At 48.4% G+C, this 25,394-nt stretch carries 28 protein-coding genes and 1 riboswitch; of the genes, 24 read left to right on the forward strand and 4 right to left on the reverse strand.

Translation table 11 applies throughout. The annotated features are described in order from the left end of the window. Positions 1-137: 137 nt before the first annotated feature. Positions 138-833, reverse strand: a complete 696-nt coding sequence (locus GIW82_RS12950) for an Ltp family lipoprotein (protein ID WP_154750368.1) — start codon at positions 831-833, stop codon at positions 138-140. Between the two features lie 276 nt (positions 834-1,109). On the opposite strand from GIW82_RS12950, the gene GIW82_RS12955 reads away from it, so the two are divergent. The 5 genes from GIW82_RS12955 to GIW82_RS12975 all read left to right on the forward strand — a co-directional run bounded on the left by GIW82_RS12955 (position 1,110) and on the right by GIW82_RS12975 (position 5,510). Continuing rightward, positions 1,110-1,691 (forward strand): hypothetical protein, encoded by a 582-nt coding sequence (locus GIW82_RS12955; RefSeq protein WP_154750369.1) that lies wholly within the window; start codon positions 1,110-1,112, stop codon positions 1,689-1,691. Between the two features lie 215 nt (positions 1,692-1,906). Further along, on the forward strand, positions 1,907-2,848 hold the full coding sequence (locus tag GIW82_RS12960; RefSeq protein ID WP_230309391.1) for an S-layer homology domain-containing protein: 942 nt from the start codon (positions 1,907-1,909) through the stop codon (positions 2,846-2,848). A gap of 333 nt (positions 2,849-3,181) precedes the next feature. Beyond that, positions 3,182-4,102: an ABC transporter ATP-binding protein gene (locus GIW82_RS12965; protein WP_370456233.1), complete on the forward strand. Its 921-nt coding sequence runs from the start codon at positions 3,182-3,184 to the stop codon at positions 4,100-4,102. Beyond that, positions 4,095-5,051, forward strand: coding sequence for an ABC transporter permease (locus GIW82_RS12970; RefSeq protein WP_154750370.1), 957 nt, complete (start codon positions 4,095-4,097; stop codon positions 5,049-5,051). Before GIW82_RS12965 ends, GIW82_RS12970 begins: the two co-directional genes overlap by 8 nt. Positions 5,052-5,084: 33 nt before the next feature. Beyond that, the gene (locus GIW82_RS12975; RefSeq protein ID WP_154750371.1) at positions 5,085-5,510 is read left to right on the forward strand and encodes a DUF4064 domain-containing protein; all 426 of its coding nucleotides are present in this window, start codon (positions 5,085-5,087) and stop codon (positions 5,508-5,510) included. A gap of 59 nt (positions 5,511-5,569) precedes the next feature. Here the strand turns inward: GIW82_RS12975 and GIW82_RS12980 are convergent, their stop codons facing one another. Further along, the gene (locus GIW82_RS12980; protein WP_154750372.1) at positions 5,570-6,301 is read right to left on the reverse strand and encodes an SDR family oxidoreductase; all 732 of its coding nucleotides are present in this window, start codon (positions 6,299-6,301) and stop codon (positions 5,570-5,572) included. A gap of 234 nt (positions 6,302-6,535) precedes the next feature. Between GIW82_RS12980 and GIW82_RS12985 the strand changes: the two genes are divergently transcribed. The 12 genes from GIW82_RS12985 to GIW82_RS13040 all read left to right on the forward strand — a co-directional run bounded on the left by GIW82_RS12985 (position 6,536) and on the right by GIW82_RS13040 (position 17,737). Further along, positions 6,536-7,051: a hypothetical protein gene (locus tag GIW82_RS12985; protein ID WP_154750373.1), complete on the forward strand. Its 516-nt coding sequence runs from the start codon at positions 6,536-6,538 to the stop codon at positions 7,049-7,051. Between the two features lie 643 nt (positions 7,052-7,694). Beyond that, on the forward strand, positions 7,695-8,156 hold the full coding sequence (gene yiaA / locus GIW82_RS12990) for an inner membrane protein YiaA (RefSeq protein WP_154750374.1): 462 nt from the start codon (positions 7,695-7,697) through the stop codon (positions 8,154-8,156). A 96-nt stretch (positions 8,157-8,252) separates the two neighbouring features. Beyond that, positions 8,253-8,990, forward strand: a complete 738-nt coding sequence (locus GIW82_RS12995; protein ID WP_154750375.1) for a plasmid pRiA4b ORF-3 family protein — start codon at positions 8,253-8,255, stop codon at positions 8,988-8,990. 92 nt (positions 8,991-9,082) lie between these two features. Continuing rightward, positions 9,083-9,439 (forward strand): hypothetical protein, encoded by a 357-nt coding sequence (locus GIW82_RS13000; RefSeq protein ID WP_370456234.1) that lies wholly within the window; start codon positions 9,083-9,085, stop codon positions 9,437-9,439. Positions 9,440-9,534: 95 nt separating this feature from the next. Further along, complete coding sequence (locus tag GIW82_RS13005) at positions 9,535-10,329, forward strand: hypothetical protein (RefSeq protein WP_154750377.1); 795 nt, start codon at positions 9,535-9,537, stop codon at positions 10,327-10,329. A gap of 223 nt (positions 10,330-10,552) precedes the next feature. Next, positions 10,553-11,308: a gluconate 2-dehydrogenase subunit 3 family protein gene (locus tag GIW82_RS13010; protein WP_154750378.1), complete on the forward strand. Its 756-nt coding sequence runs from the start codon at positions 10,553-10,555 to the stop codon at positions 11,306-11,308. A 17-nt stretch (positions 11,309-11,325) separates the two neighbouring features. Next, entirely contained in the window at positions 11,326-13,038 is a 1,713-nt protein-coding gene (locus GIW82_RS13015) for a GMC family oxidoreductase (protein WP_370456235.1), read from the forward strand. An 18-nt stretch (positions 13,039-13,056) separates the two neighbouring features. Continuing rightward, positions 13,057-13,260 (forward strand): twin-arginine translocase TatA/TatE family subunit, encoded by a 204-nt coding sequence (gene tatA, locus GIW82_RS13020; RefSeq protein ID WP_154750379.1) that lies wholly within the window; start codon positions 13,057-13,059, stop codon positions 13,258-13,260. A 10-nt stretch (positions 13,261-13,270) separates the two neighbouring features. Then, positions 13,271-14,131 (forward strand): twin-arginine translocase subunit TatC, encoded by an 861-nt coding sequence (gene tatC / locus GIW82_RS13025; RefSeq protein WP_154750380.1) that lies wholly within the window; start codon positions 13,271-13,273, stop codon positions 14,129-14,131. A gap of 54 nt (positions 14,132-14,185) precedes the next feature. Then, positions 14,186-14,375, forward strand: a riboswitch (cobalamin riboswitch). A gap of 167 nt (positions 14,376-14,542) precedes the next feature. Further along, the gene (locus tag GIW82_RS13030; protein WP_154750381.1) at positions 14,543-15,088 is read left to right on the forward strand and encodes a hypothetical protein; all 546 of its coding nucleotides are present in this window, start codon (positions 14,543-14,545) and stop codon (positions 15,086-15,088) included. Beyond that, the gene (locus GIW82_RS13035; protein WP_154750382.1) at positions 15,085-16,053 is read left to right on the forward strand and encodes an ABC transporter substrate-binding protein; all 969 of its coding nucleotides are present in this window, start codon (positions 15,085-15,087) and stop codon (positions 16,051-16,053) included. The genes GIW82_RS13030 and GIW82_RS13035 overlap by 4 nt, the downstream gene beginning before the upstream one ends. A 253-nt stretch (positions 16,054-16,306) precedes the next feature. Further along, positions 16,307-17,737: a carbon starvation CstA family protein gene (locus GIW82_RS13040; protein ID WP_154750383.1), complete on the forward strand. Its 1,431-nt coding sequence runs from the start codon at positions 16,307-16,309 to the stop codon at positions 17,735-17,737. A gap of 71 nt (positions 17,738-17,808) precedes the next feature. Here GIW82_RS13040 and GIW82_RS13045 read toward each other — a convergent pair whose 3' ends face one another. Beyond that, positions 17,809-18,393: a helix-turn-helix domain-containing protein gene (locus GIW82_RS13045; protein WP_154750384.1), complete on the reverse strand. Its 585-nt coding sequence runs from the start codon at positions 18,391-18,393 to the stop codon at positions 17,809-17,811. A gap of 191 nt (positions 18,394-18,584) precedes the next feature. Here GIW82_RS13045 and GIW82_RS14940 point away from each other — a divergent pair, with 191 nt between their 5' ends. Both GIW82_RS14940 and GIW82_RS13050 read left to right on the forward strand, forming a co-directional pair. After that, positions 18,585-18,749: a hypothetical protein gene (locus GIW82_RS14940; RefSeq protein WP_230309392.1), complete on the forward strand. Its 165-nt coding sequence runs from the start codon at positions 18,585-18,587 to the stop codon at positions 18,747-18,749. Continuing rightward, on the forward strand, positions 18,701-19,645 hold the full coding sequence (locus GIW82_RS13050; RefSeq protein WP_230309393.1) for a mechanosensitive ion channel family protein: 945 nt from the start codon (positions 18,701-18,703) through the stop codon (positions 19,643-19,645). Before GIW82_RS14940 ends, GIW82_RS13050 begins: the two co-directional genes overlap by 49 nt. A 179-nt stretch (positions 19,646-19,824) precedes the next feature. Here the strand turns inward: GIW82_RS13050 and GIW82_RS13055 are convergent, their stop codons facing one another. Beyond that, entirely contained in the window at positions 19,825-20,265 is a 441-nt protein-coding gene (locus GIW82_RS13055; protein WP_154750385.1) for a VOC family protein, read from the reverse strand. Positions 20,266-20,404: 139 nt separating this feature from the next. Here GIW82_RS13055 and nadX point away from each other — a divergent pair, with 139 nt between their 5' ends. From nadX to GIW82_RS13080, 5 genes are all read left to right on the forward strand, one after another. Beyond that, on the forward strand, positions 20,405-21,184 hold the full coding sequence (gene nadX / locus GIW82_RS13060) for an aspartate dehydrogenase (protein ID WP_370456236.1): 780 nt from the start codon (positions 20,405-20,407) through the stop codon (positions 21,182-21,184). 109 nt (positions 21,185-21,293) lie between these two features. Then, positions 21,294-22,244 carry a sugar-binding transcriptional regulator gene (locus GIW82_RS13065; protein ID WP_154750386.1) on the forward strand — a complete coding sequence of 317 codons (951 nt, stop codon included), beginning with the start codon at positions 21,294-21,296 and terminating at the stop codon, positions 22,242-22,244. Positions 22,245-22,330: 86 nt separating this feature from the next. Beyond that, complete coding sequence (gene deoC, locus GIW82_RS13070; RefSeq protein ID WP_154750387.1) at positions 22,331-22,969, forward strand: deoxyribose-phosphate aldolase; 639 nt, start codon at positions 22,331-22,333, stop codon at positions 22,967-22,969. A 33-nt stretch (positions 22,970-23,002) separates the two neighbouring features. Beyond that, complete coding sequence (fucP, locus tag GIW82_RS13075) at positions 23,003-24,355, forward strand: L-fucose:H+ symporter permease (protein ID WP_154750388.1); 1,353 nt, start codon at positions 23,003-23,005, stop codon at positions 24,353-24,355. Between the two features lie 15 nt (positions 24,356-24,370). Beyond that, a complete protein-coding gene (locus GIW82_RS13080; RefSeq protein WP_154750389.1) occupies positions 24,371-25,384 on the forward strand; it encodes an aldose 1-epimerase family protein in 1,014 nt (337 codons plus the stop codon). Positions 25,385-25,394 lie beyond the last annotated feature (10 nt).

A 25,394-nucleotide genomic window follows, 5' to 3' on the forward strand; every position in this document is an offset into this window, starting at 1 on the left:
CGAACTATGACGCGGGGGTTACGGAAGGTTTGTTGGCCCGAATTAGGAGGTGCGCTTGTGATTAAGGGTGGCATGCCAAAGTAGATTCATCTAATGAAAAAAGATACGAGAGGCTTCTCGTATCTTTTTAAAATAGTTTACTCTAAATTATCAATTGCATATTGTGCTTCCTCAGCAGTGAACTGTTCACCATATTCGGAAACTAGTTGATCATAAACAGCTGAAGTGGACATTGCCATTTCTTCTGCATACGACTCAGCTTTTTTCAAAGCATTTTCTTTCCAATCGTGCTCAATATTATCGATAGCATATTGTGCTTCTTCTTCTGAGAATTGTTCACCATATTCAGATGTTAATTGATCATATACGCCTGCTTTTGACATATACATCGTTTGAGCATAGGACTCAGCTTTCTTCAATGCATTCTCTTTCCAATCATGCACAAGATTATCCATAGCATACTGTGCTGCATCTTCCGGGAAATGCTCGCCATACTCAGAAGTCAGTTGGTCAAATACACCTGTTTTTGACATATACATATTTTTAGCATAAGACTCAGCTTTTTTGAGAGCTGCTCTATGTTCTCTCGGTGTATCGTCTTCTTCTACCTCTTCCACTTCTTCGACGATCTCAGTTTCCTCCACATTTTCTAATTCCGTGGATTCTTCTGGAGTTGCCGTTTCAGCGTTCGTAGTATTTTCGGCTTCAACCACTTCACTTGCTGTATCTGTTTCTTCATTTGGAGAAGCGATTGCAAAAATTATAATCACTGCTATTAACCAAACCCACCATTTTTTATAAAATGGCTTATTAACTTTTACCTTTTTACTCATTTTCTTCATCCTCTCAAACCAATCTCAACTATTTATAACACATTATTACAATTTTTTATATTGATTAGGTGTATTTTGTATTTTTTTATAATTCAATTTACCTTATAGCAATCGGAATTTTTAGGTATAAAGGGAATAGGTGAATTAGATTTCTATTTTAAAAAGTTAAAGTATCTTAAAATCAGCAAGTGTAGGAGCTGATTCTCAGCAGGAATATTACCCCGCCGCGGAGAATGGAGTACGAATGGAATCTTGCCAATCAAGGGGGCGCACGCATTGATCAGGACGGTCTTTATTGCTTTAGGAGTCGGGTTCATCCTTTACATGTTAAGCAGCTTCGCCTATTTGGTTGATTTTTTGTTTTTAAATTCAATCGTCAGCTTCATCTTTTATTTCGGACTGCTCGTTGGGGCGGTCTGGAGTGTGTTGAAGTTGGACCGTCTGATCGCGAAAGGGCGCTTCATGGTGCCAATCCAAATAGTCGGCATTTTGGTGGTGGGACTATTTTTCGTTTATCAGATGTTCACGCCGCACTTCTACTCAGACCGATATTTGAAAGAAACAGGCCTGGAAAAAGTGGAGCAGTATCTTGAGTTGGGGGAACTCGGCTTGACGGGTGAAGCGCTGCGGGAGCGGACGGAGGAAGTCGCTGTTAGAGAAGTGGCATATGCGATTTCTTTGTACGGAACCAATCCGCGGCCTGAGGGAGTTAAGCAATTTGAAATCCTGGAGTTGAATCGCAGCTATAACGTGTTTGAAGTGGTGGTTGGAACCGACACGAATGACGAGAAAGCAAGCTATACCTTCTCGCGCGTCGGGCTCGGCTTCAAAATCAGCGGGCAGTCTTCATTTCAATAACGAAAAAAGAGTCGGCATCCCGGCTCTTTTTTCATGGAAACAGAAAGGAAACCCGGCTGAAGAAGCACGCGTCAAAACGCAATGAATTTCATCGAATAAATGGATAATTACGACATTAAAAAATATTTTTTTCCACCCTCTTGCTTTTCGGGATTTTCGATATATATTAATAAAGCAAGACAAAAAATACCAAACAGACGACAGGGGATAGAGTGTTGACGAACAAGTTATTTATGGCTGCATCAGTTGCAGTGGTTGCGGTGGCGAGCGTTTCTGTACCAGTGAATGCAGAGGGCGGACATACGTTTACGGATGTAGGGGCATCTTATGACGAGGCGGTCAGCTTTTTGTATGAAATGGGAATCATTAACGGGAAGACGCCTACGCAATTCGGTACGCACCACCAGTTAACACGTGGAGACGCAGCGGTGATTTTGGCGAATGCACTCGGCTTAGATACAGAGGATGCACCAGACGCCGGTTTTACAGATTTGAATAGCCGCATCAAAGGATCGGTCAATGCATTGGCGGAGTGGGAAATCGTTTCGGGAGTTACGAAAACACAGTTCAAACCGAACGAGCCATTGAGCCGCGGTGCGATGGCGAAGTTTTTAGTGGCGGGATTCGAGCTTGAAGATTTCGAAACGCCTGTACCGTTCACGGATGTCGCTGGCGTATTTACTCCATACATTGGAGCACTTTATGGAACAGGCATCACGAACGGCAAGTCCGCGACATCTTATGGCACGTACGATAACATCACGCGTGGTGAGTTCGCGAACTTGCTTTTCCGAACGTTCATGTTCATCTTCGATGAAGAGGACTCTTATCCGGACGTCTACTATCCGATAGTGTACGATGTAGCGGCATTGACGCCGACATCGATCGGGGTGGAATTCGAAGAGGCAGTTCCTGAGGAGTTCACTGCTCAAGAGATGAGCGATTACCTATTCTATATCGTCGAGTTTGAAGACGGTGAGATTGTGGAATTCTTCCCGACAGCTTACGAACTCGCTGACGACCGTTACGTGCTGACAGTCAGCCAGAGCGAATTAGACCTGAGCGGCAGAGCCGGGACGATTCTTGTAGCAAACTTGTTCACAGACACGATTATTCCTTTCGATTTTACAGAGCAGCCGGAAATGGATGCCGAATAACAGAACTGCGTTTGCCTATTGAAGGCGAGCGTAGTTTTTGTTTAGCGGGTAATTTAACCTTGCGGACAGTAAAGATACCGCTCCGGACAGTATTTCTTGAATGCGGAAAGTATTTGGCCTGTTCCGGCCAGTATTTACAAATAACTGGAAAACGGAATGGCCGAACCAACCGCTCGATTCCTGATGGGACAGTATCCACGCCAAATCGGACAGTATCGCCAATTATCCAGAAATTACACTAATACTTTTTCGAAAAAATATCTCACTTTGAGGAACTTTCCCAATGTTCATTCGTAAACATATTATGCGGAGGATAATTTGGAGGTGCGCAACGTGGTGAAGGCAGCAATGCAATTGGTCAATTTGAAAAAGACGATCGGAAAGAAGCCGATCATCAAAGGGCTTGATTTTGAAATCAGGGCCGGCGAAGTGTTCGGGTTCTTAGGCCCGAACGGGGCAGGGAAGACGACGACGATCCGGATGATGGTTGGGTTAATCGACATTACGGAAGGCGATGTGTTGATCGAAGGGAAGAGCATCAAGACGGATTTCAAGGGTGCAATCCAGCATGTCGGGGCAATCGTCGAGAATCCCGAGATGTATCCATTCCTGAGCGGTTGGAAAAACTTGAAGCAATACGCACGCATGGTGAAAGGCGTGACGGATCAGCGGATCAAGGAAGTCGTGGGATTGGTCGGGCTTGATAAGGCAATCCACGAGAAGGCAGGGCGCTACTCACTCGGAATGCGTCAGCGGCTCGGGATTGCACAGGCGCTTCTACATAGTCCATCGATTCTGATTCTGGATGAGCCAACAAATGGACTGGATCCTTCGGGCATCCGGGAAATCCGGAAGTACATACGTAATTTGGCTGAGAAGGAGAATGTCGCGGTCATCGTTTCGAGTCACTTGCTGACGGAAATCGAATTGATGTGCGACCGGATCGGCGTCATCAAGAACGGTGAACTGATCGCGATTGAAGAAGTGAAGGGCACAGAGAATGAAGAGTTGCTGAAAGAGGTTCACCTTGAGGTGGAACCGCTGGAGACGGCGAAAGCTTTCCTCGAGACACAGCTGGCCAACGAAGTCGGCGTGGATGGCAAAGAACTTTCCATATCGGTCAAGCGTGAAGAGATTCCGCACATCCTGAAAGGTTTGGTGGAGCAAGGAATCAGTATCTATAGTGTCCGCGTCATGCAAGCCACACTGGAAGATAAATTCTTTGACCTGATTGGAGAGAATACCATTGAGTAATTTCATCAACCTGATTTGGAATGAGCAGATCAAATTATATGCGAGAAAAGCGACGTGGGTCATGTTCGCTATCCTTTTGGTCATTGTCATCGGTGGCGCAATCATCACGAAGTTCTTTGGAGTCGAGACGGATTTCAAAGAATACGGCGACGATTGGCAGACGGAATTGCAAGCGGAAAATGAGCGATTGACCGCTGAGATGTCGGAGGATGAATTTGCCAGCTTCACGAATCCTGTACTTATTGATAAAAATAATTACCATTTGGAAAACGATCTTAAGCCGCAGCCATATGACGGCTGGGCATACGTGCTGGACAATAGCTTCCTGACGTCGGTCATCAGCTTGTTCACAATCATCGTCGCAGCGGGCATCATCTCGAATGAGTTCAAGTGGGGCACAATCAAGCTCTTGCTGATCCGCCCGATTTCGCGGACGAAGATCTTACTTTCCAAATATGTATCAGTCTTGATTTTCGCCTTCACCATGCTTGTCTTCTTGCTGTTGACATCGTGGATTGTCGGTGCGATCATGTTTGGAGTAAACGGCTTGAACCCGGTCGTCGTGCAGAACTTGATATCCGGTTTCGCACATAACAATGTGCTTGGTGAAATCGTGACATCTTACGGCTTCAGTCTCGTGACCTTGGTGATGATGGCGACATTCGCCTTCATGATCTCCGCCATTTTCCGAAGCAGCAGTATGGCAGTCGGTTTGGCGATCTTCTTGATGATGGCCGGCAATACGATCGTCGCGGTGCTGTCGAAATATGAATGGGCGAAATACATCCTGTTCGCCAACACGAATCTCGAGCAGTACACGAACGGCATGGGACCGGCTATTCCGGGCATGAGCATGACGTTCTCGATCATCGTGCTTGTCGTCTACTTCGTCATTTTCATCGTGGCAGCTTGGACAGCATTCACGAAGCGGGACGTCGCAGGAAACTGATTTCAATTTGAAAACAACTAGGAGGAATTTGGAATGAAACGTACACCAGAAATTATTTTAGGGATTATCGGGGCTCTCGGCTACGCATTCATGGCAGCACTTGGAGGATTCATGCTTTGGCTGCAAGGCAACAAAGACACAATGGAAGAAGCAATGACAGGAACAGGCGATCCGGAATTGGACTTGACGATGGAAGAGTTCGACACGGTCATTGATTTACTTGGCGCAGGTGGAACGATGCTACTCGCGTCTGCAATCGCTGCAGTCGTCCTTGGAATCGTTGCGATGATCTTGTTGAAAGGTAACAAAAAACCAGTCGTTTCAGGTATCATCTTCTTGATCGTTGCGGTCGGTGTTTCCATCACGACTACAGGCGTCGGAATCTTGGCTGGTATCTTCTACTTGATCGCTGGAATCATGTGTCTAGTGCGCAAACCAAAACAACAATTGACAATGTAAGAAAGCATCAGAAAACCCCCACGGAAAATGATTTCCGCGGGGGTTTTTTGCTTCCAAACTTATTTCTGCTGTCTCGGACGAATTAAGATTTCGTTGACGTCGACGTGTGCCGGCTGTTCGACCGCATAAGCGATTGCTCGTGCAATATCGTCCGCTTGCAGAAATTCCATCGCTGGGCCGCTTGCGAATCCAGAAAGAACGTCTTCGTCCGTAATCGTATCCGTCAGTTCCGTCGCGACCGCACCTGGTGACACGATTGTCGCGCGGATGTTCATCGCTGGATCGAGCTCCTGGCGCAAGCCTTCCGTGATCGCACGCACTGCGAATTTCGTACCGCTGTATACTGCGCTTCCAGGCGTGACGTCATGTCCGGCAACGGAAGAGATGTTAAGAATGTGGCCTTCGCCGCGCGCTTCCATGTGCGGAAGAACCGCCGCAATCCCGTACAAGACGCCTTTGATGTTGACGTCCACCATACGGTCCCACTCGTCGATTTTCAATTTATTCATGAACGACAATGGCATCAAGCCTGCGTTGTTGAGCATGACGTCGATCCCTCCGAACTGCTCGATCGCCGCCTCTGCTAGTGCTTTCATTTCTGCTGCTGACGTTACGTCCGTCACCTGATAAGCTGCGCGTCCACCAGCTTCCTCGATTTCCTGCTTCAATGCCATGAGGCGGTCTTCACGTCGCGCCGCCAGCATGACGGAATATCCTTTATCCGCGAATTCTTTTGCTGCTGCTTGTCCGATGCCACTGCTGGCACCAGTGATGATTACTGTTTTGCCCATCATCCATTCACTCCATTTCTATAAGCTGTCTCGTTTCGAGCACTGCCTCTAGTTTACGCCTAAACTAGGGTTTCGTGTGCAGTACTGGCGAAATTTTCGGTTCAAAGCCGGATCGGACAGTATTCGATCCAAATCGGATACTATCCGATCTGCTAGAAAACAACGGATTCAAAATTGTAAATCGATTGTCGGTCTGCTACGCTATTTAAAAGAAGCGACTGGAGGGGACTGGACATGGAGAAAATTTCGTTGGCAGAAGCCGTGAAACTGAAGAGTGTACTGGCAAAACGGATTCACGAATTGGAAGAAGAGATGGATCGCGTGGCGTTTGCGGAAGTTGAAAAAGGAAGCAAGCCGCCCAAGCAGGAGCGTCCACTTTCAATAGTAGAAGCAGAAATCGATGAGATTCGGAAGGATTTCCGGCTTCTCGACAAATTGATGTACCGTGCCAATTATGAAAACGAAGTGGACTTTAACGGCGACAGCTTGACGATTGTCGAAGCGATCGAACTGGCTACGCAGCTGCGTGCGAAAGCCCGAAAATTCAAAGGATTCGGGACGGCTGTGAAAGAATCGCCGCTTTACGGATACGGCGACAGTGTGCCGATCGTCCGGATGGCGATGTTCGATCCTGAAGAGTACCGGGTGAAGGCGGTCGAGGCGGAGCGTTTGGCTAACCGGCTGTCCAATGCCATCAACACGAAGAACTATTCCGTCATGCTCGATTTTGACGCAGAGAAATACTTTTAATCCTTGGAGCGGTGAGACTCCGCTCCAAGGCATGGAAGGAACCCTTATTTGTGCTTCGGTACAATTGCCTAATGGAAACTGGCCAACCAATGACCGATTCCCCGTTACGCTGTTACCTGTTCCCGATCACCAACTAAGGCAATTGACGGTCGATGACCAACTACAGTCGAGTTTTCCCCTCCTTCCATGAGATCCTCCTGCTTGCGAGCGGGGGGATTTTTTTGATGTTTAATGTGATGGCAATCAAAAGATGTCCTGCACTGAGGTTTTTCAAAATGCTCTTTATCTAACAGGATTGTAGCGGTCCAGCGAAGAATAAGTAGAAAGAGAAGAAATAAGTTCAAAACAAAAGGAGCATTCTCCTGTCCATAACCACCGGAGTTTCCGCTTTGTTTGTGCTGCTCGGCGTTGCGGTTTCGACGGCTTTCATTCTTTTGCGTTTAGAAAGAGTGTGTTCCAGCTGCTCCGAACAGGTTTTCATCTATCACGGTGAATCTCGCTAAAAAATGTTATGATAAAGACCATCATAACATTTTGAAAATTGAGTAAGTGTGTTAAGGAGATTGCAACCGCGTGTGTTTTTTCGCGTCTTATTGAAGAAAGAGAAATAGAATCTAACCCAAACTGAAAGGAGCTGGGAAGTATGTTAGGTGAAAAAGAAGATGATGTATTCACGAAAAAGCCGGCGGAAAAACGCAGGCTCGGCGAACCGACAAGCGCGTTCAAAGGCGCGGCTTGGGGTGCTTTGCTGATCGGGGTGTCGACGTATTTGATCGGGCTGTACAATGCGGAGATGGAATTAAACGAAAAAGGGTATTATATCACCGTGATGATCCTCGGACTTTATTCGGCGGTATCGCTCCAGAAAGCCGTCCGGGACCGTGATGAGGGGATACGCGTCACGAACTTGTACTACGGGATCAGCTGGTTTGCATTGATCGCTGCGATTTCGCTCATGGCGATCGGCCTGTTCAACGCGGGCAGCATCATTTTGAGTGAAAAAGGCTTTTACGGAATTTCCTTCGTCTTGAGTTTGTTCGCCGTCGTCACAGTCCAAAAGAACGTCCGCGATACAGAAGAAGCGAAGAGTATGGATGAGTCTTGAGAAGAGGAACAAGTAATGGGAGCTCTTGTCCACTGAAACGGGCAGGGCTTTTGTTTTGAGACAACCACACCTACAGAAAGTAAGGTGATCCATTCAATGAAATCCTATATCATCAAATTCGAACTGGAGCATTCGGAGCCGCTCATTCGGCGGCGGGTGATCATGCCGGCGGGCGCGACATTCAAAATGCTCCATGAAGTCATCCAGCAATCGACGAATTTTCAAGGAGGGTATCCCTCTGACGGATATCATCTGTTTGAATTCGATCTGCCGGAAGAGTACATTCGCGTGACGAACGATGAGGAAGCGTACACGGAACATCAAGGATTCAAAAAGAACCGGAAAATGTTCGCGGAGCGTTTGAAAAATGCGGAACCCGAGTTTCGGGAGTTCGAGGAACGCTATCAGGAGCGGCTGTCTGCAGTGGTCCGAAAACCTTCGGGCATCAAGATCGATACGTATTTGGAAAAGTACGGAGAGCTTGACTATTTGTATGATTTCGGCGATGGCTGGCGGTTCTTGATTCGCTTGGAGGACATCGTGGAGGATTATCATTTCGGCTTCCCGACACTGCTGGGCGGAGCGGAGACAGCGCCTCCGGAAGATGTCGGAGGAATTCCAGGGTTCTATGAATTTTTGAAGGCTTACCGGAATACCAAGCATCCGGAGCACAAGGAGATGAAGCAATGGACAGAAAGCCAAGGCTTCAAGGAGTACGATCCGGAAAGGATTAATGGCAGACTGAAAAACCGGCAATACAAGAAAACGGATTGGAATCAGATCCATCATGAGAACTACCGGGTAATCGAGGATAAATATCGGAAGAGCTGGTAGCTTTTTCTGACAATCATTCGGCGTCCGGAAAGAAGGTGTGTAGTATAATGATCGACTTTTTTGAAAGAAAGGCAAGGTTCACGGGCTTGGAAGTGTGGGAAATCCGGTGTGGCGGCTCACGTTATCAATTGTTTATATCGGATGAGCAGCGGAAGACTGAACTGGCCGACCTGGATTTGCCGGATACGCGGATAGAGGAAGATATGCGGGAAAACTTGATCAAGGGTGTTGTTTATTCCGGGGCGCCGGTCGAAGATGCGCATATCGAAGCGCTGGACTGCTTCACAAAGCAAATGACAGATCATGTTGCACTCGCGCATTGCCATGTGGTGCTGACGTTTCAGAAGGATGCTACGAAACGGAGTTTCGAACGGATCTTGCGGGAGGACTACGGGGTGGATTATGAAGCGGTTCCGCTTGAGCAGCTATGGCATTTGAATCAGGATTGAATTGTATACGAAAAACGTCTGTCATCCGGCAGGCGTTTTTTTCTGTGGGAAGGGAATTAAGGGTGTAAAGACATTCATGAAAGGAAGTGGGGACGATGAAGAGGAAATTGATGATGGGCGTCATGCTTTCGCTGCTGGTTGCCGGATGCGGCGCAGAAGACAGCGAGGAAGTGACGGAGCCCGAACAGGAAGTTCCGGCAGCGCCCGACTCTCCTGACGAAGTGGAAGACCAAGAACCGGAAGAAGACTCCGGACAGCAGCCTGAAGAGAACGAGACTGTGACCGACGATGTGAAGGAGCAGCTCACAACCGAAGTTCCAGTCGTCTTGCCTGAAGACATTGAAGCGTTGATGGGAGCTGGAGTTTCAGCGGTAACGCAATCGGATAGCGGTTCGTACATGGTCGCATTTTACCGAACGGTATCCGCGGTGCCGGTCAATGATCCATCACTTGGTGAACAAGAAGAACCGTTCGCTGTCTTCAAAGGCACGCGTCTCGGAAGTGCAGAGGAGGCAGCTGCCGAGATCAACTACCAGGATACTGGCGAAAGTGATGGGCTGTCGGATGTTGACCTTGGACACGGCATCACTGGTGTGCGTGAAGGCGCAGCCGGTTCACAGTATATTTCCTGGAATGAAGGGCGCTGGTCACTTGCGGTACGCGCGATGACTGATCAAGGCGATAGCTTGATAGAAGACGCGAAAGCGATTGTTGCATTCCTGGAAGAGCATCTCCTGCCTGCACCGCATCAAATCGGTGCTGCCCAGTTCGATGCGACCGATGACGGCGATTGGAACCAGCTCATCGTTTGGCAGGAAGAAGATGTTCTCTACGAAATAACGACAACGGAAGATTACGAAACGGCACTTGAGTTTGCAGTGGAGGATTGATGGGGATGAAATTTTATCCGAAGCGGAAAAGTGTGAAATAGAAAGAAGCTTTTGAAGCCAAGGGGACCCTCGAAATCCCCTCGGCTTTTTGTGTCTCCTCAGCTTTTTTCAGCACTTCACATTAATTTTTTCTAGCACATGTGTGTAGAAATTTTAAAAGAGGGTATTTGAATTAAGTATTCATAATTTTTTAAAAATAATAAAAAAAGGGAGGAAAATCAGGATGACAAAAGAGGATAAGAATTATTCCAGACGCGACTTCCTCAAGACGTCGGGAATCGCGACTGGAGCTTTAATCGGCGGTGGAATCATTGGCGGTTTAATTGGTGCGAATGTAGGCAACGACAACGCAAGCACTCCTCCTGGTTCGACGGCTGGCGAACCAGGTGAAGGAGGAGCAGGCGGCGTCAGGGGTCTCATGTTCTTCAAGAATGACGCAGAGTTCCAAATTTTAGCGCAGGCGACAGAGCGTATCTTTCCGGAAGACGATTTAGGCCCCGGGGCAATCGGCCTCGCGGTTCCTTACTTCATTGACCAGCAGCTCGCGGGGGCTTACGGTGAGAATTCGCGGGAGTATATGCAGGCGCCGTTCCTCGAAGGACAGAAGACACAAGGGTACCAAAGCCGCTTGAAGCGGAATGAAATGTTCCGGCAAGGTCTCCAAATCATGCAGCAGGAAGCACAGGACCGGTTCCAGACGGATTTCGTCGATCTCGAGGGAGAGCAGATGGACGAAATCTTGACGGCTTTCCAGGAAGAAGAGATCACGATGAAAGGCGTTTCGGCTTTGTTCTTCTTCCGGCTATTGCGTGCGGCCACTTTAGAAGGGGCTTATGCGGATCCTATTTATTCCGGAAACCAGAACATGGAAGGGTGGAAAATGAAAGGTTACCCGGGACATCAACTGTCTTACTTGAACCAGATCGATAGCGAGGAGTTTGTGGAAATAGAGCCTAAGTCGCTCGGTACGCAACATTAATCAAAGGGGGAATTGTGGTGGTCACAAATTTGGAAAAAGTGGATGTAGTAACGGTGGGGGTCGGGTGGACAGGCGGAATCATCGCGGCAGAATGTGCGAAAGCAGGATTGAAAGTCGTGGGACTGGAGCGTGGGCGTGAACGAGGAACGGAGGATTTCGCGATCGTCCACGATGAATACCGTTATGCAGTGCGCTATGAATTGATGCAGGACGTCTCGAAAGAAACTGTCACGTTCCGCAATAACCGGCAGCAGAAGGCGTTGCCTATGCGGCAGCTCGGATCATTTTTGCTAGGTGAAGGTCTCGGTGGATCAGGAACCCACTGGAATGGCCACACGTGGCGTTTTTTGCCGTACGATTTCCAGATCAAGACTTTGACTGATGAGAAGTACGGAGCGGATAAGCTGGCACCGGAGTACACGCTGCAAGACTGGGGCATCACGTACGATGAACTGGAGCCGTATTTCGATAAGTTCGAGAAGACGGCCGGCATTTCAGGTGAAGACATCAATCCATTCTGGGGGAAACGATCCAATCCGTTCCCGACACCTCCGATGAAAAAGACCCCGATTTTAAAAAAGTTCGAGACGGCCGCAACGAATTTAGGCTATACGCCGTTCATGCTGCCTTCCGCGAATTTATCGGAAGCGTACGTGAATCCGGATGGGGCTTCGATCAACGCCTGTCAGTATTGCGGATTCTGTGAACGGTTCGGCTGTGAGTACGGCGCAAAAACGTCGCCGGAGATCACGGTGGTCCCGACGGCGCGGGAAACCGGGAATTACGAAATCACTTTCAATGCGAATGTTGTAGAGGTTGTGAAAGAAGGGGATCGTGTAACCGGTGTCCGCTATTTCGATACGGTCACGTTCGAGGAATTCTTCCAGCCGGCGGAAGTCGTCGTGCTGACGAGCTATATCATGAACAACGCGAAACTCTTGATGGTCTCCAATATCGGAGAAATGTACAATCCGGACACTGGGCAAGGGACGTTGGGAAGAAATTATTGCTATCAGATTTTGCCGGGCGCTTCCGGGTTTTTCGAAGAAAAAATGAACACGTTCATGGGAGCAGGATCGCTTGGCATGACTATCGATGACTTTAACGGTGACAGTTTTGATCACGGCGACTTGGATTTCATCCACGGTGCGAGCCTGTCGATGACGCAGACGGGTATCCGCCCGATTTTGACGAATCCGGTACCGCCGGATACGCCTTCATGGGGAGCGGAATTCAAGAAGGCGTCCATCGAGAACTTCAATAAAACGTTGAGCATCGGCGGACAGGGAGCTTCGATGCCACACCGTGAGAACTATATGGCGCTCGATAGTACGTATAAAGACATTTATGGCGTGCCGCTCTTGCAATTGACATACAATTTCACAGACCAGGACCGGGCGCTTCACAAATTCCTGACGGAAAAATCCGCGGAAATCATGAAGGAGATGGGCGCGAAAACGGTAGTAGCGGGCAGCCCGATTTCAGATTATGACATTGTTCCTTACCAAACGACGCATAATACTGGTGGAACGGTAATGGGAGCGGACCCGGCTACCAGTGTGGTGAACAACTACCTGCAGCACTGGGATGCAGAGAATTTATTCGTGGTAGGCGCCGGGAATTTTGCACATAATGGCGGTTATAATCCGACAGGAACAGTCGGGGCACTTGCCTATCGCTGTGCGGAAGGCATCATTAATTACAGCAAAAATGGAGGATCACTCGTTTAATAAAGGAGGAGACATGTTATGGGCGGTTTAGCTTCAATCGGCGTTCCAGGGTTGATTATTATATTGGTGATTGTGTTGATCTTATTTGGACCTAGAAAGCTGCCGGAAATTGGCGGCGCGGTCGGCAAGACGTTGTCTGAATTCAAGCGTTCAGCGAAAGACATCATGGATGACGACGAGACACCCGAAACGAAAGAAGAAACAAAATCCGAAAAAATTTGAAGGTGGTTAAATGGATCCGTATGGAGAGCGTAAATTAGTCAGTCCGCTGCAAAAGAAAGCGGAACAGCCAGAAATCCCTGCGGTGAAAATCCCGGATCCGCCTGTCACGGAAGCGACAGCGCCACAACCTCCGGATCCGCCGGAAGGGGATTCGGAAGAGCCTGTGGAATCGCTAGTCGACCATTTAGGGGAGCTGCGAAAGCAATTGATCAAGAGTTTGTTCGTGTTCTTTTTCTTCCTGGTCGTTGTTTTTGCGACGCTGAATTTCTGGTTTCCATATGTGGTGAGAGGGCACGATCTCGTCATCCTTGGCCCGTTGGAAATCATCAAGTTCTACACATCGATTTCAGTCACGCTGGCGCTGGGATTATCGCTGCCATTCCTGAGTCATTTCATTTGGCAGTTCGTAAAGCCGGGGCTGAAAGATGAGGAGTCGAAGTTTCTCGGCTTGTATTCGCCGGTCATGCTGCTGCTATTCCTCTTCGGTGTGGCGTTCGGGTATTTCATCGTCAATCCGCTAAGCTATCAGTTTCTAGTAGGACTTGGCGCAACGAACTTCGCGGTGATGATTTCGGCAAGCGAGTATGTCCATTTCCTGATTATGACGACGGTCCCACTTGGGCTCTTGTTCGAGATGCCAATCGTGGCGTTATTCTTGTCGACACTCGGACTATTGACTTCGGGCTCGATGAAGAAGGTACGAAAATGGTCGTATCTTGTGCTCGCAATTGTCTCGGCATTGATTACGCCGCCAGATTTCATCAGCCAGCTGCTGGTGCTGGTTCCGATGGCGGTGTTGTATGAGATGAGTATTTATATCGTCAAACGGATGGAGAATAAGAAAGAGAATTTGGAGTCGCCTGTGCTTTAATGACTGATAGGGTGCTCATTCTTTGGACGGATATGCTACAATTGAACCAAGTAAATATTCATGCAGGGAAAAGGTGCTGAGCAATCAGCGTAACAGGGAATTCGGTTGAAATCCGAAGCTGTTTCCGCAACTGTAAGTGTGGATGAAACGAGGAATGCCACTGATCGGGAGTTATCCGGTCGGGAAGGGCCTCGGAGTAAAGTGATGCACGAGCCAGGAGACCTACCTTTTTCTGAACGTATTTTCGCTCTTCGGAAGATAAGGGGATTTTGCGGCAACTTTTCCTATTGACCGCTTTTTTTCGGTTTGCCGATAGTTGGAGTGCCATCCTTATTCCTGGGATGGCACTCTTTTTTTGCGGAACGATACGCCTGCTGATATTTAACTGATTTGTCATCAGGAGGTGAAAAAATGAAAAAGGATATCCGTTTTGTCTGTTACCCTTTCATGCGTGAAAGTGCTGCGACTGTGGATTTTGAAATCCGCACCGACTCCATGACGACACGGGTGGGAGAAGCGATTTCCCTCTTGGAAGATGTGCCGATGGTGTATGAAGATCTCCGCTACTTGCAGCCGATGTGCTATCACTTGAACGGCTCTGTACGCGGGAAGCTTGCTGTGACAGAAGAGGACCTTGATGTGCTTAGTGAAATGTACGACCGTTACGTCGCGCAAGTCGAAGAGGAAATCAGCACATTCGTCTTGCCGCAAGGAACATATGCCGCAACTGTTTTGCATGTATGCAGAAGCGAAGCGAAAAAATCCGTCCGTGCTTTGCACAAAGTTTCACTGGAGCGGGAAGTGCCGGAACACTTATTCGACTATACAGGACTGCTCGCGAATCTCTTCTTCGCAATGGCTGTCTTCGTTAATAAAACGCACGGCGTACATGAAATTCCATTCGTCAGTAAGTCATACCCGACCAGACCGAAAAGAAAGAAGGAGCTTAAATCATGAAAATCAATGGAATCCATTTATCTGCACTACTCGCCGCTGCTCTCCTGCTCGGCGCATGCCAATCCGGTGATACTTCAAGCGAGACACCGGAAGAGACAGCACCACAAGAAGAAACCACATCACCAGAGGAAGCGGAAACTTCCAGTTATACAGTCATAGACGATCTTGAAAAAGAAGTGACGTTCGAAGCAGTACCTGAAACGGTCGTTTCGCTGATTCCGAGCAATACGGAGATTGTCTTTGCTTTGGAAGAAGGCGAAAAACTTGTTGGTGTAACGGATTATGATACATATCCGGAAGAAGCGCTGGAGATCGAGCGCATCAGTGATTCGGTTGAATTCAACGCAGAGCGCATCATCCAATTGGATCCGGATGTCGTCCTTGCCTATTCCACAGGAGAAGCGCCGGCCGGACTTGCTTTACTTGAAGAGGCAGACATTCCGGTATTCGTCATCCAGTCCGCGACATCATTCGAAGACGTCTACGGAGATATTGAACAGCTCGCTGCAGTCTTAGCTGCGGAAGAAAAAGGCGAGGAATTAATCGAAGACATCCAGGGGCAAATAGAAGAAGTGCAACAAAAGCTCGCTTCGGTTGAGAAGAAACAAATTTACTTCGAAATCAGTCCGTCACCGGATATTTACACAATCGGCCAATCGACTTTCCAGCAAGAAATCCTAGACCATGCCCAAGTTGAAAACATTTTTAGTGACATGACCGGTTGGCCGAGCATTTCGGAAGAAGAAGTAATCACCCGCAACCCAGCGGTTATTTTGAGCAGTGTGACGTATATTGAAGATCCAATCGCTGAAATGAAAGCGCGCAGTTCATGGGACAGCATTACAGCGGTTCAAGAAGATGCGATTCACATACTTGACGCGGATGTGACGTCACGTCCCGGTCCACGTATCGGTGAAGCAGTCGAACTTGTCGCAAAAGCGGTTTACCCTGAATTGATGGAATAAGAAAAAAGTGCCGGACCTATGTCTGGCACTTTTTATCTTTTGGCCCAATGAAGAGAAGAAGACGTTCTACAGGATTGGAGTTTACTATTGTTCAAAATCAAATTGACTAATTGAAATGACTATATTATCCTTATAATTCAGAAATGATTAATAGATGCTATTCTTTCGAAGAAGGAGAAAAGACAGTCCGGGGGATTGGGAGCAGGCAATCTATTGCGTAAGCAATCACCAGAAAGAAACAGGAGGGGAAAACATGATTACATTTATTGTTTCGATTGCTTTGCTTGTGGTTGCATATTTTACATACGGAAAGTATATTGAAAAATTATTCGGTCCAATCGCCGGACGGAAAACACCGGCTTACGCCAATCATGACGGCGTCGATTTCGTGCCGATGAACAAACATAAAAACTCGTTGATTCAGCTGTTGAATATCGCAGGTACCGGTCCGATTTTCGGCCCGATCATGGGAGCGCTTTACGGCCCGGTCGCATTTTTGTGGATTGTCATCGGCTGCATTTTTGCAGGAGCGGTGCACGACTACTTGACGGGGATGATTTCCATTCGCAACAAAGGTGCACATATTCCAGAGCTTGCCGGGAAATTCCTGGGGGCAGCTTCGAAGCACCTCGTGAACTTTTTTGCATTGCTGTTGTTGCTGCTTGTCGGAACGGTATTCGTCACGACGCCAGCGTCATTGCTTGCAATACTTCTGGATGGCAAAGTAGCTGTCGCAATCTTGATTGCACTTATTTTCGTTTATTATTTCCTCTCCACTATTTTACCGATCGACAAAATCATCGGCCGTCTTTATCCTTACTTCGGTGCCGTTCTTTTGATCGGGACAATCGGAGTCGGAGGAGCGCTTTTGTTCTCTGAATATAAGATTCCGGAATTGAACTTGACGAATATGCATCCAGACAATTTGCCGATTTTCCCGATGCTGTTCTTCACGATCACTTGTGGAGCGTTGTCTGGATTCCACGCGACGCAATCACCGATCATTTCACGGACGACGCAGAATGAATCACAAGGCCGCTACATCTTCTACGGCATGATGATTGCGGAAGGGATCATCGCGATGATCTGGGCTGCAGCTGCGATGAGCATTTTCGATGGCCAGACACTATCAAGCATGATCAGCGAAGGGACTCCTTCCGCGGTCGTCAACGAAGTATCCATGACGCTTCTTGGTGCTGTTGGTGGTACGATCGCTGTTCTCGGTGCGATCGTCCTGCCGATCACTTCAGGGGATACGGCATTCCGTGCTGCGCGTTCGATCATTGCGGACTACTTGAAAATCGATCAGCAGAAAGTCATTAAGCGTCTGATGATCGCACTGCCATTGTTCGCAATCTCGATCGTCTTGACGCAGATCGACTTCAACTTGCTGTGGCGCTACTTCTCTTGGGCGAACCAAGCGACTGCCGCAATCGCACTATGGATCGCGACGATGTACTTGTACATTCAAGGTAAGAACTACTTTGTGGCATTGGCGCCAGCCATTTTCATCACATATATGGTATTTGTCTACATCTTGAACCAGAAGATCGGCTTCAACCTTGATTTGAACATCTCGTTCATTATAGGGCTGATTTTGACGATCATCCTCATGGGCATGTTCTTCGTCAAAGCGCGGAAGAACCGGGCCGACGATATCGAGACATCTGTAGCGGTAGACTAATCGGATAGAAAAAGGAACTGCCCCCGTCTCCCATTGAGACGGGGGCAGTTCCTTTAGGTTCTTGTCGGATTTCACACAAGCTGATAATACAAACCGAACTTCGTATCATACCAAAGCAGCTTGCCGTGCTTCTTTTTCGGGATACGGCTTTGCAGGCTCCATTCGGGGAATTGCTTGATCAGTTGGATCTGGTCGCCGGTTGCGAATGCCAGGAATGAGATGTAGTGCTCTTTTGTCATCGGATGGTCGCTCGAAATGAACCATTCCTGATCCGACTCCGTCAAAAGCAGCTTATTGTCATCCGTTGCTTTCTTCGCCTCCAGCTGTTCCAGCTTTCTCCCGCAGCAGGAAAGTGTAACGTCTCCTGTTGCGAGGACGATGTTATGACATGTGGTGCAAACAAAATAATTGGCTTTTTTCATGTTACCTCCTATAAAATCATTGGCCGGCAATTCGCCGTCCAGTATATTTTCGATATTCACTCCGAAGACAGCAGATAAACTCGGAAGCAGTGATACATCCGGGTAGCCTTGACCGCGCTCCCATTTGGAAATCGTCCGGTCGGACAGATGCAATTGCTCCGCTAATTGTTTTTGGGTGAAGCCTTTTTCTTTTCGTAAACGATAAATCAAATCGCCGACTTTTTGTGTATCCATTCGATCTCCTCCTGCGTATCTTTTATCATAATGAACGGTTCCTTCAACTGCAACAAACGCTCCGTAGAGTCCGAGGCTGAGGAAATCTATCCAAGAAAGAGACGGGCAGCGGGTGTTTGTTGCGGGCAGTAACAGGGGAACTATTTTAGAAAGGGTGTATCGGATGATGGCAAGGAAGGAGGGGGGAGGAATTGGACAATGCTCAAGTCTTCAAGGGCATCGAACTGTTGAAGGATTTGTCTGTGAGAGAGTTCTTCATGTTCTTCGTTTACCTATCATTGATCTTTATTCTCAAAATAGCGATTGAATGGATCTTAAAGTTTATCCTGAAGCGGACGAGTACAGTGAGCGGGTAATTCCGGTCGCCGAAACCATTTTGAACTGGCTGGCATTCTACAGTTCGATCCTGCTATTCTTGTTTTATTTCTGGAAGGAAAGATGGCTGACGTATCCATTTTATGAAACTGAAGGCGTGCAAGTGACTGTCTTTTTGATTGTGGTTGTCATCATGATCGTCACTTTTGCCAGCAGAATCGTGAAAACTTTCAACCGCCATATCATGCCCTATATATACGAGCAATTCGATATTGATGTCGGTTTGAGTTTTACCATCAACCGACTGATTTACTACATCGTGATGTTCCTTGCCCTAGCGCTGAGCTTTACGACTGTCGGACTCGACCTCACCGCATTAGGCGTCGTTTTCAGTGTGCTCGGCATCGGAATCGGGTTCGGTGTCCGCAATATTGCGGCGAATTTTGTATCCGGCATCATCATCCTGTTTGAACGGCCGATGGAAGTCGGTGAGATGGTCGAAATCGATAAAAAGATCGGGAGGATTACAAGGATCAAACTGCGTTCAACTGTCGTAGAAACGCTGAAGGATGGAACACTGATCGTGCCGAATCAATATTTCATCGAACAAATCGTCAAAAACCGCTCCAGCGCCGAATTGTTCGCGCGAGTGGAAGTAAGTGTCGCTTACGGCAGTGACACAGCAAAAGTGGAAGAATTGTTGGATGAAGCAGCGGAAAGAGAGATGTCGGCGATGAAAGGTGTCCCAATCGATCAAAAGCCAGACGTCCAATTTATTGGATTCCGCAATTCAGCATTGGATTTCCAAGTCGAAGTGCATGTCGTCAATGTAGAAATGAAAGAACGATTGGAAAGTAGAATCCGGCATGCGATTGCAAGATCATTTTTCGAGCATGGCATTGAACTGGCAAAAGCAGCCCCGCCTGCAGCAGAGTAGTTCAGTGAAGCGAAAAGGAATGCCGGATGTCTGGCGGGTGCGAAGAGGTAAGGTAGCCGACCTGACAGCTCCGCATCAAAAGAGGCTAGGATGATTGTTTATATGATTTTTGCTGAAACAACTTGATCAGAACGAAAAAAACGCCTTCCTAAACGAAGGCGTTTTCTAATGCCACTTGGTTATACTCCTTGCTCCGGGTCGACGGAAATCTGCCATTCGATGCCGAAACGGTCTTGCAGTGCGCCGTAAAGCGGACTCCAGAACGTCTCCTGCAATTCCATACTGACACCTCCGCCTTCCGATAGCTTCTGAAAAGCGTTGCGAGCTTCTTCCTTGTCATCCATCGTGAGCGTAACCGAGACGTTTGTGCCTTTTTGGAACGGGATGCCCATACCAGGTGGGACATCGGAAATCATGATCGAATCGCCATTCGCAAACACAAGCTGTGCGTTCATGACAAGATCCGCCGCTCCTTCCGGCATCCCTTCCATATCCCCTCCGTGTGCGTCTCCATAAGTCGAAATGCCAGCCAATTGTGCTCCGAGAACCTCTGCGTAAAAATGCGCTGCTTCCTTGCCATCTCCGTCAAAGTTCAAATAAGGAAATACTTTGGTGATCATTCGAATTCCCCTTTCCGGGATGAAGCTGATTTGTTACAGAAATTATAGCATGCATCGCTTTTTTCGTGAAAGAATATTCTGAAACGACAGCGAGAAACGTGTAGAATTGAAGTAATCGATTGTGAGGAGGAGATGCACGGTGAACATAGGGATTATCGGAACCGGCAATATCGCAACGTATTTATTGGAACAAGTGAACGAGAACAGACTGGCGGACGGGAAAGTCATAGCCATCTTCGGCCGCAACATTGAAGCCGGAAGTGAGCTGAGCGAACGATTCGGCGCGGACTTCTACACGGAACTCCGCCGCTTTTTGGAACTGCCGCTCGACCTCCTCGTGGAAGCGTCGACAGTCGAAGCGGCAGGCGTTTACGCACGGGACATTGTCGCAAGTGGCAAGGATCTCGTCGTCAGCAGTATCGGTGTCTTTAAAGACTTGCCGCTGCTGGATGAACTTACCGCACTGGCAACGTCGAAAGGCTCACACATTTACTTGCCGTCCGGAGCAATCGGCGGGCTGGACCTTCTGCAGTCGGCTGCATCGGCAGGCGGACTCGAACAGGTGCGCATCTCGACACGGAAGTCACCGTCTTCACTCGGCATCAAAGCGGATGCGGTGGAAACCCTTTTCGAAGGAAGTGCACGAGCAGCAGTCGAGAAATTTCCGAAGAACATCAATGTCGCGCTTGTCCTGGCACTCGCAGGCATCGGGGCAGAGAAGACGGAAGTGCGGATCATCGCCGATCCGGAAATCACCCGCAATACGCATACGATTGAAGCGGAGGGCGTTTTTGGACGGATGCAGCTGCAAGTCGAGAACAACCCGATGCCGAGCAATCCGAAGACAAGCTTGCTCGCGGCACTCAGCATCCTCGCTGTGCTGCAAAACCGCAACAAGGCACTGCGGATCGGGAACTGAAAGTCGGCGAAGCAATTCCGATTTCTTGCAACAATAAGGTTTCTAAATCAAAATAAAGTACGGAGTTATTTTGGAAGAAGGGAATACAACACGGAAAGGTGGTTGGCCATTGATAGATGAGAAGGATTTGATGAGCATCGAAGTAGCACGGATGTATTATGAATTTGACAAGACGCAGCAGGAAATTGCCGAGACGTTATCGATTTCCCGTCCGACCGTATCGAAGCTATTGAAGCATGCGAAAGAGAAGAATTTTATACAGATCACGATCGAGAGTCCGGTCGATGCGATCGGTTCGCTCGAACAAGGCTTGAAAGAGAAATTCGGCTTGAAGGATGCCAAAGTCGCCTATGTCAGCAGGAGCCGGATGCGCGATGTTGATTTTGATTTACGCAACCTGCTCGGCAAGGTGACAGCGGAGTATTTGGCCGACATCGTCAAAGACGACGATCGGATCGGGCTCAGCTGGGGGGAGACATTGTTCCAGGTTTCCCAGGAACTGAAGCCGAAATCACTGCAAGGTGTGGAGGTCGTCCAGCTGAAAGGTGGCATGAACTTGGTGGAAGCCGGGACGCACGACCAGGAAATCATGATGCAATTCGTCAAGAACTTCAACGCAAAAGGCCAGTACATCCCGCTGCCGGTCGTGTTCGAAACGGAAGCTGCCAAACAGACGATGCTGAACCAGAAGCAAACACAGAAGATCATCGACAAGATTTCCGGGATCAACATCGCACTCTACACCATCGGGACAGTGACGAAAGCTTCGCTGCTTCACCGGATGCATTACACGACGGATGAAGAATTCGCCTACTTGGAGGAGCATGCGATCTGCGACATTTGTTCCCGCTTCATTGACGAACACGGAGAAATTTGTCTGGAGGACCTGGATGCCCGCACGTTCGGCATCGGCTTGGATAAGCTGGCGGAAGTCGAGAACAGCATCCTCGTCGCTGGTGGGGAAGAGAAGCTGGAAGGGATTTACGTCGCCCTACAGAAAAAGATTCCGAACGTCCTCATTACGAACAGTATGACAGCCATTAAACTACTTGAACATTAATTGTTTGGAACAAATGTAAAATATTCATTTTACATTTGTTCTTTTTTGTGGTATTTTTTTAACAATCAAATAAAGGAGTTGGCGAAATGGAGAACAACAAATACATCGACCATACCGTATTGAAAGCGGAAGCGACGCGCCAGCAAGTCGAACAGCTAGTTGCAGAAGCGAAAGCGCATGACTTCGCAGCCGTCTGTGTCAATCCGCATTGGGTTTCCTTATGTGCAGACTTGTTGAAAGGCACAAATGTAAACGTATGCACGGTCATCGGCTTCCCGCTCGGTGCGAATACGACTGCAGTGAAAGTGTTCGAAACGGAAGATGCGATCCGCAACGGTGCGCATGAAGTAGACATGGTCATCAACATCGGCGAATTGAAGAGTGGAAACATGGCATTCGTCGAACAGGACATCCAAGCGGTTGTGGATGCAGCGAAAGAGAAAGCGTTGACGAAAGTCATCATCGAAACAAGCCTTTTGACGAAAGATGAAATTAAAGCGGTTTCAAAAATCGTCGCAAAAACAGGCGCGGAATTCATCAAGACATCCACCGGCTTCTCGACAGGTGGCGCGACAGCAGAAGACGTGCGCTTGATGGCTGAGCACTCGGGAGAAGCGGTCGAAGTGAAAGCTTCCGGCGGGGTACGCACACGCGAAGATTTCGACGCGATGGTGGAAGCCGGTGCGACACGGATCGGAACGAGCAACGGCATCGCTTTGATTTAATCGTTTCACAAACATAAAGGGGAGTGCGAGGAAATGAGTACAATCGATACAAACACGGAACCTGCGGAAAAACGCAATCCGTTGAATTTGATCAAGATGAATTCGAAGCAATTGAAAGATGGCTATTTGGATAAGACACCGATTTTCCAGTTCATCCTGCTATCACTTCTTTTCCCGTTATGGGGAGCGGCAGCAAGCCTGAATGATATTTTGATCACGCAATTCAAGCATATTTTTACGCTGAGCGACTTTGCCACGGCATTTGTCCAAAGTGCGTTCTACGCAGGATATTTTGTCGTAGCGATTCCTGCATCGCTGATCATCAAGAAAACGTCGTATAAGATCGCGATTTTGATCGGGTTGATCTGCTACATCATCGGCTGTACGTTATTTTTCCCGGCCTCGGCTGTTGCGACGTATTCTGTCTTCCTGATGGCACTATTCGCCATTGCGGTCGGCCTCAGCTTCCTTGAGACATCGGCCAATACATACAGTTCACTACTCGGACCGAAGAAAACGTCGACACTTCGTCTGAACATCTCACAAACGTTCTATCCACTCGGTTCGATCTTAGGGATCGTCCTTGGGAAATACTTAGTGTTCGGCAGTGGTGCCACGCTTGAAGAACAGATGGCCGGCATGACTTCGGCGGAACAGACGATCTTCGCGGCGGAAATGCTGCAGAAGACATTGTTGCCGTATAAATACTTGATCATGGTGCTGATTGTTGCACTGATCGTCTTCATGATCACGGAATTTCCGAAAAGCAAACCGGCCAAGGCGGCGATCGAGAACGCAAAAATCTCGGAAACGCTCAAATATTTGGCTAGTAACAAAGAGTTCATCAAAGGCATCATTACACAGTTCTTCTATGTCGGGATGCAGACAGCGGTCTGGTCGTTCACGATCCGTCTTGCGATGCAATTGAATCCGGCTATCAATGAACGCGATGCGTCGACATTCATGATCTACAGCTTCATCGCATTTTTCTTAGGGAAAATGATTGCGAACTTCATGATGAAAAGAATCTCGCCGACGAAAGTGCTGATCGGCTTCTCGGTCCTCGGCTCTCTTGCCACGTTGTACGTAACATTCGTTCCGAACATGTCGGCGGTGTACATGGCGATCGTCGTCAGCGGCCTGTTCGGTCCTTGTTGGGCAACGATCTATTCGAAGACGTTGGATGTTGTCAAAGATAAACGCCATACGGAAACAGCCGGCGCAATCATCGTCATGAGCATCATCGGCGGTGCGATCATCCCGCTTGCACAAGGATTGGTTTCGGATCTCTCGGGCTCGCTGCAATTCTCGTTCATCGTCGCATTCGTCTGCTTCATGGTCGTCGTCATTTATGCCGTCGGTCAATTGCGCCACAAAAACGTCTAGAAGGGATTTGTTCCGATGTATACGTATTTCTTGAATAAAGCGGATTTCACAACCGAACAAAAAGTGCTCCTGCAAAACGATCATTTCACAGCGGAAAGCTTCCTGTATCCGTCAGGCATTGCCGCTTTGAAGATTTCCAACGCCAAAGGGCACATGATCATCTTGCCATTCGACGGCCAAATCATTTGGGATGTGGTCTTCGACGGCAAGTCGCTGACGATGGACAACATGTTCAGCGAACCGAAAAGAGGCAATGAAATCATCGACACATACGGCTGTTTCGCGTTCCACTCGGGCCTGCTTGCGAACGGTTGCCCGGGACCGGATGATGTCCACCCGCTGCACGGGGAATTCCCGACTTCAGCGATGGACCGCAGCTACTTGATGTTCGATGAAACGACGATGACGATTCATAGCGAATTCGAATATGTCAAAGGCTTCGGCCATCACTACATGGCGAAGCCGTCTGTCACGATGACAGCGGGCACGGAAGAAATCGGCATTTCCTTGGAAGTGCAGAATCGATCGAACTACCAGAAGATGCCGCTCCAATACATGTGCCACATGAATTACGCATACGTAGAAAACGGTGTCATGACGGAGAACATTCCGGAAGATGCATTTTATTTGCGGACGTCGGTGCCGGGTCACGTCAAGCCGAATGATGACTGGAAAGCCTACATGGCGAAGCTCGAAGCTGACAAGGAGCTCATCTCGGTGCTCGACCGGCCGGAATTGTACGATCCGGAAATCTGCTTCTTCACGAAGAACTTGACGGACTACACAGACACGGCAGAATTTGAAATGAGCTATAATGGTGACAGGAAGTTTTTCATCCGTTTCGATACGGAGGAGTTCCCGTACGCGACGAGATGGCTGCTGAACAACGCAGACCAGAAAGTGGCGGCATTCGCCTTGCCGGGCACCTCGACGCCGGAAGGCTACCTTGCGGCTGAACGGGCTGGGACAGTGATCGAGCTGGAGCCAGGGGAGACACGCGTCTTCAACGTCCGGACGGGCATTAAATAATAGGTAGAAT

Source organism: Planomicrobium sp. YIM 101495, from assembly GCF_009707665.1.
Lineage (GTDB): Bacteria > Bacillota > Bacilli > Bacillales_A > Planococcaceae > Planococcus.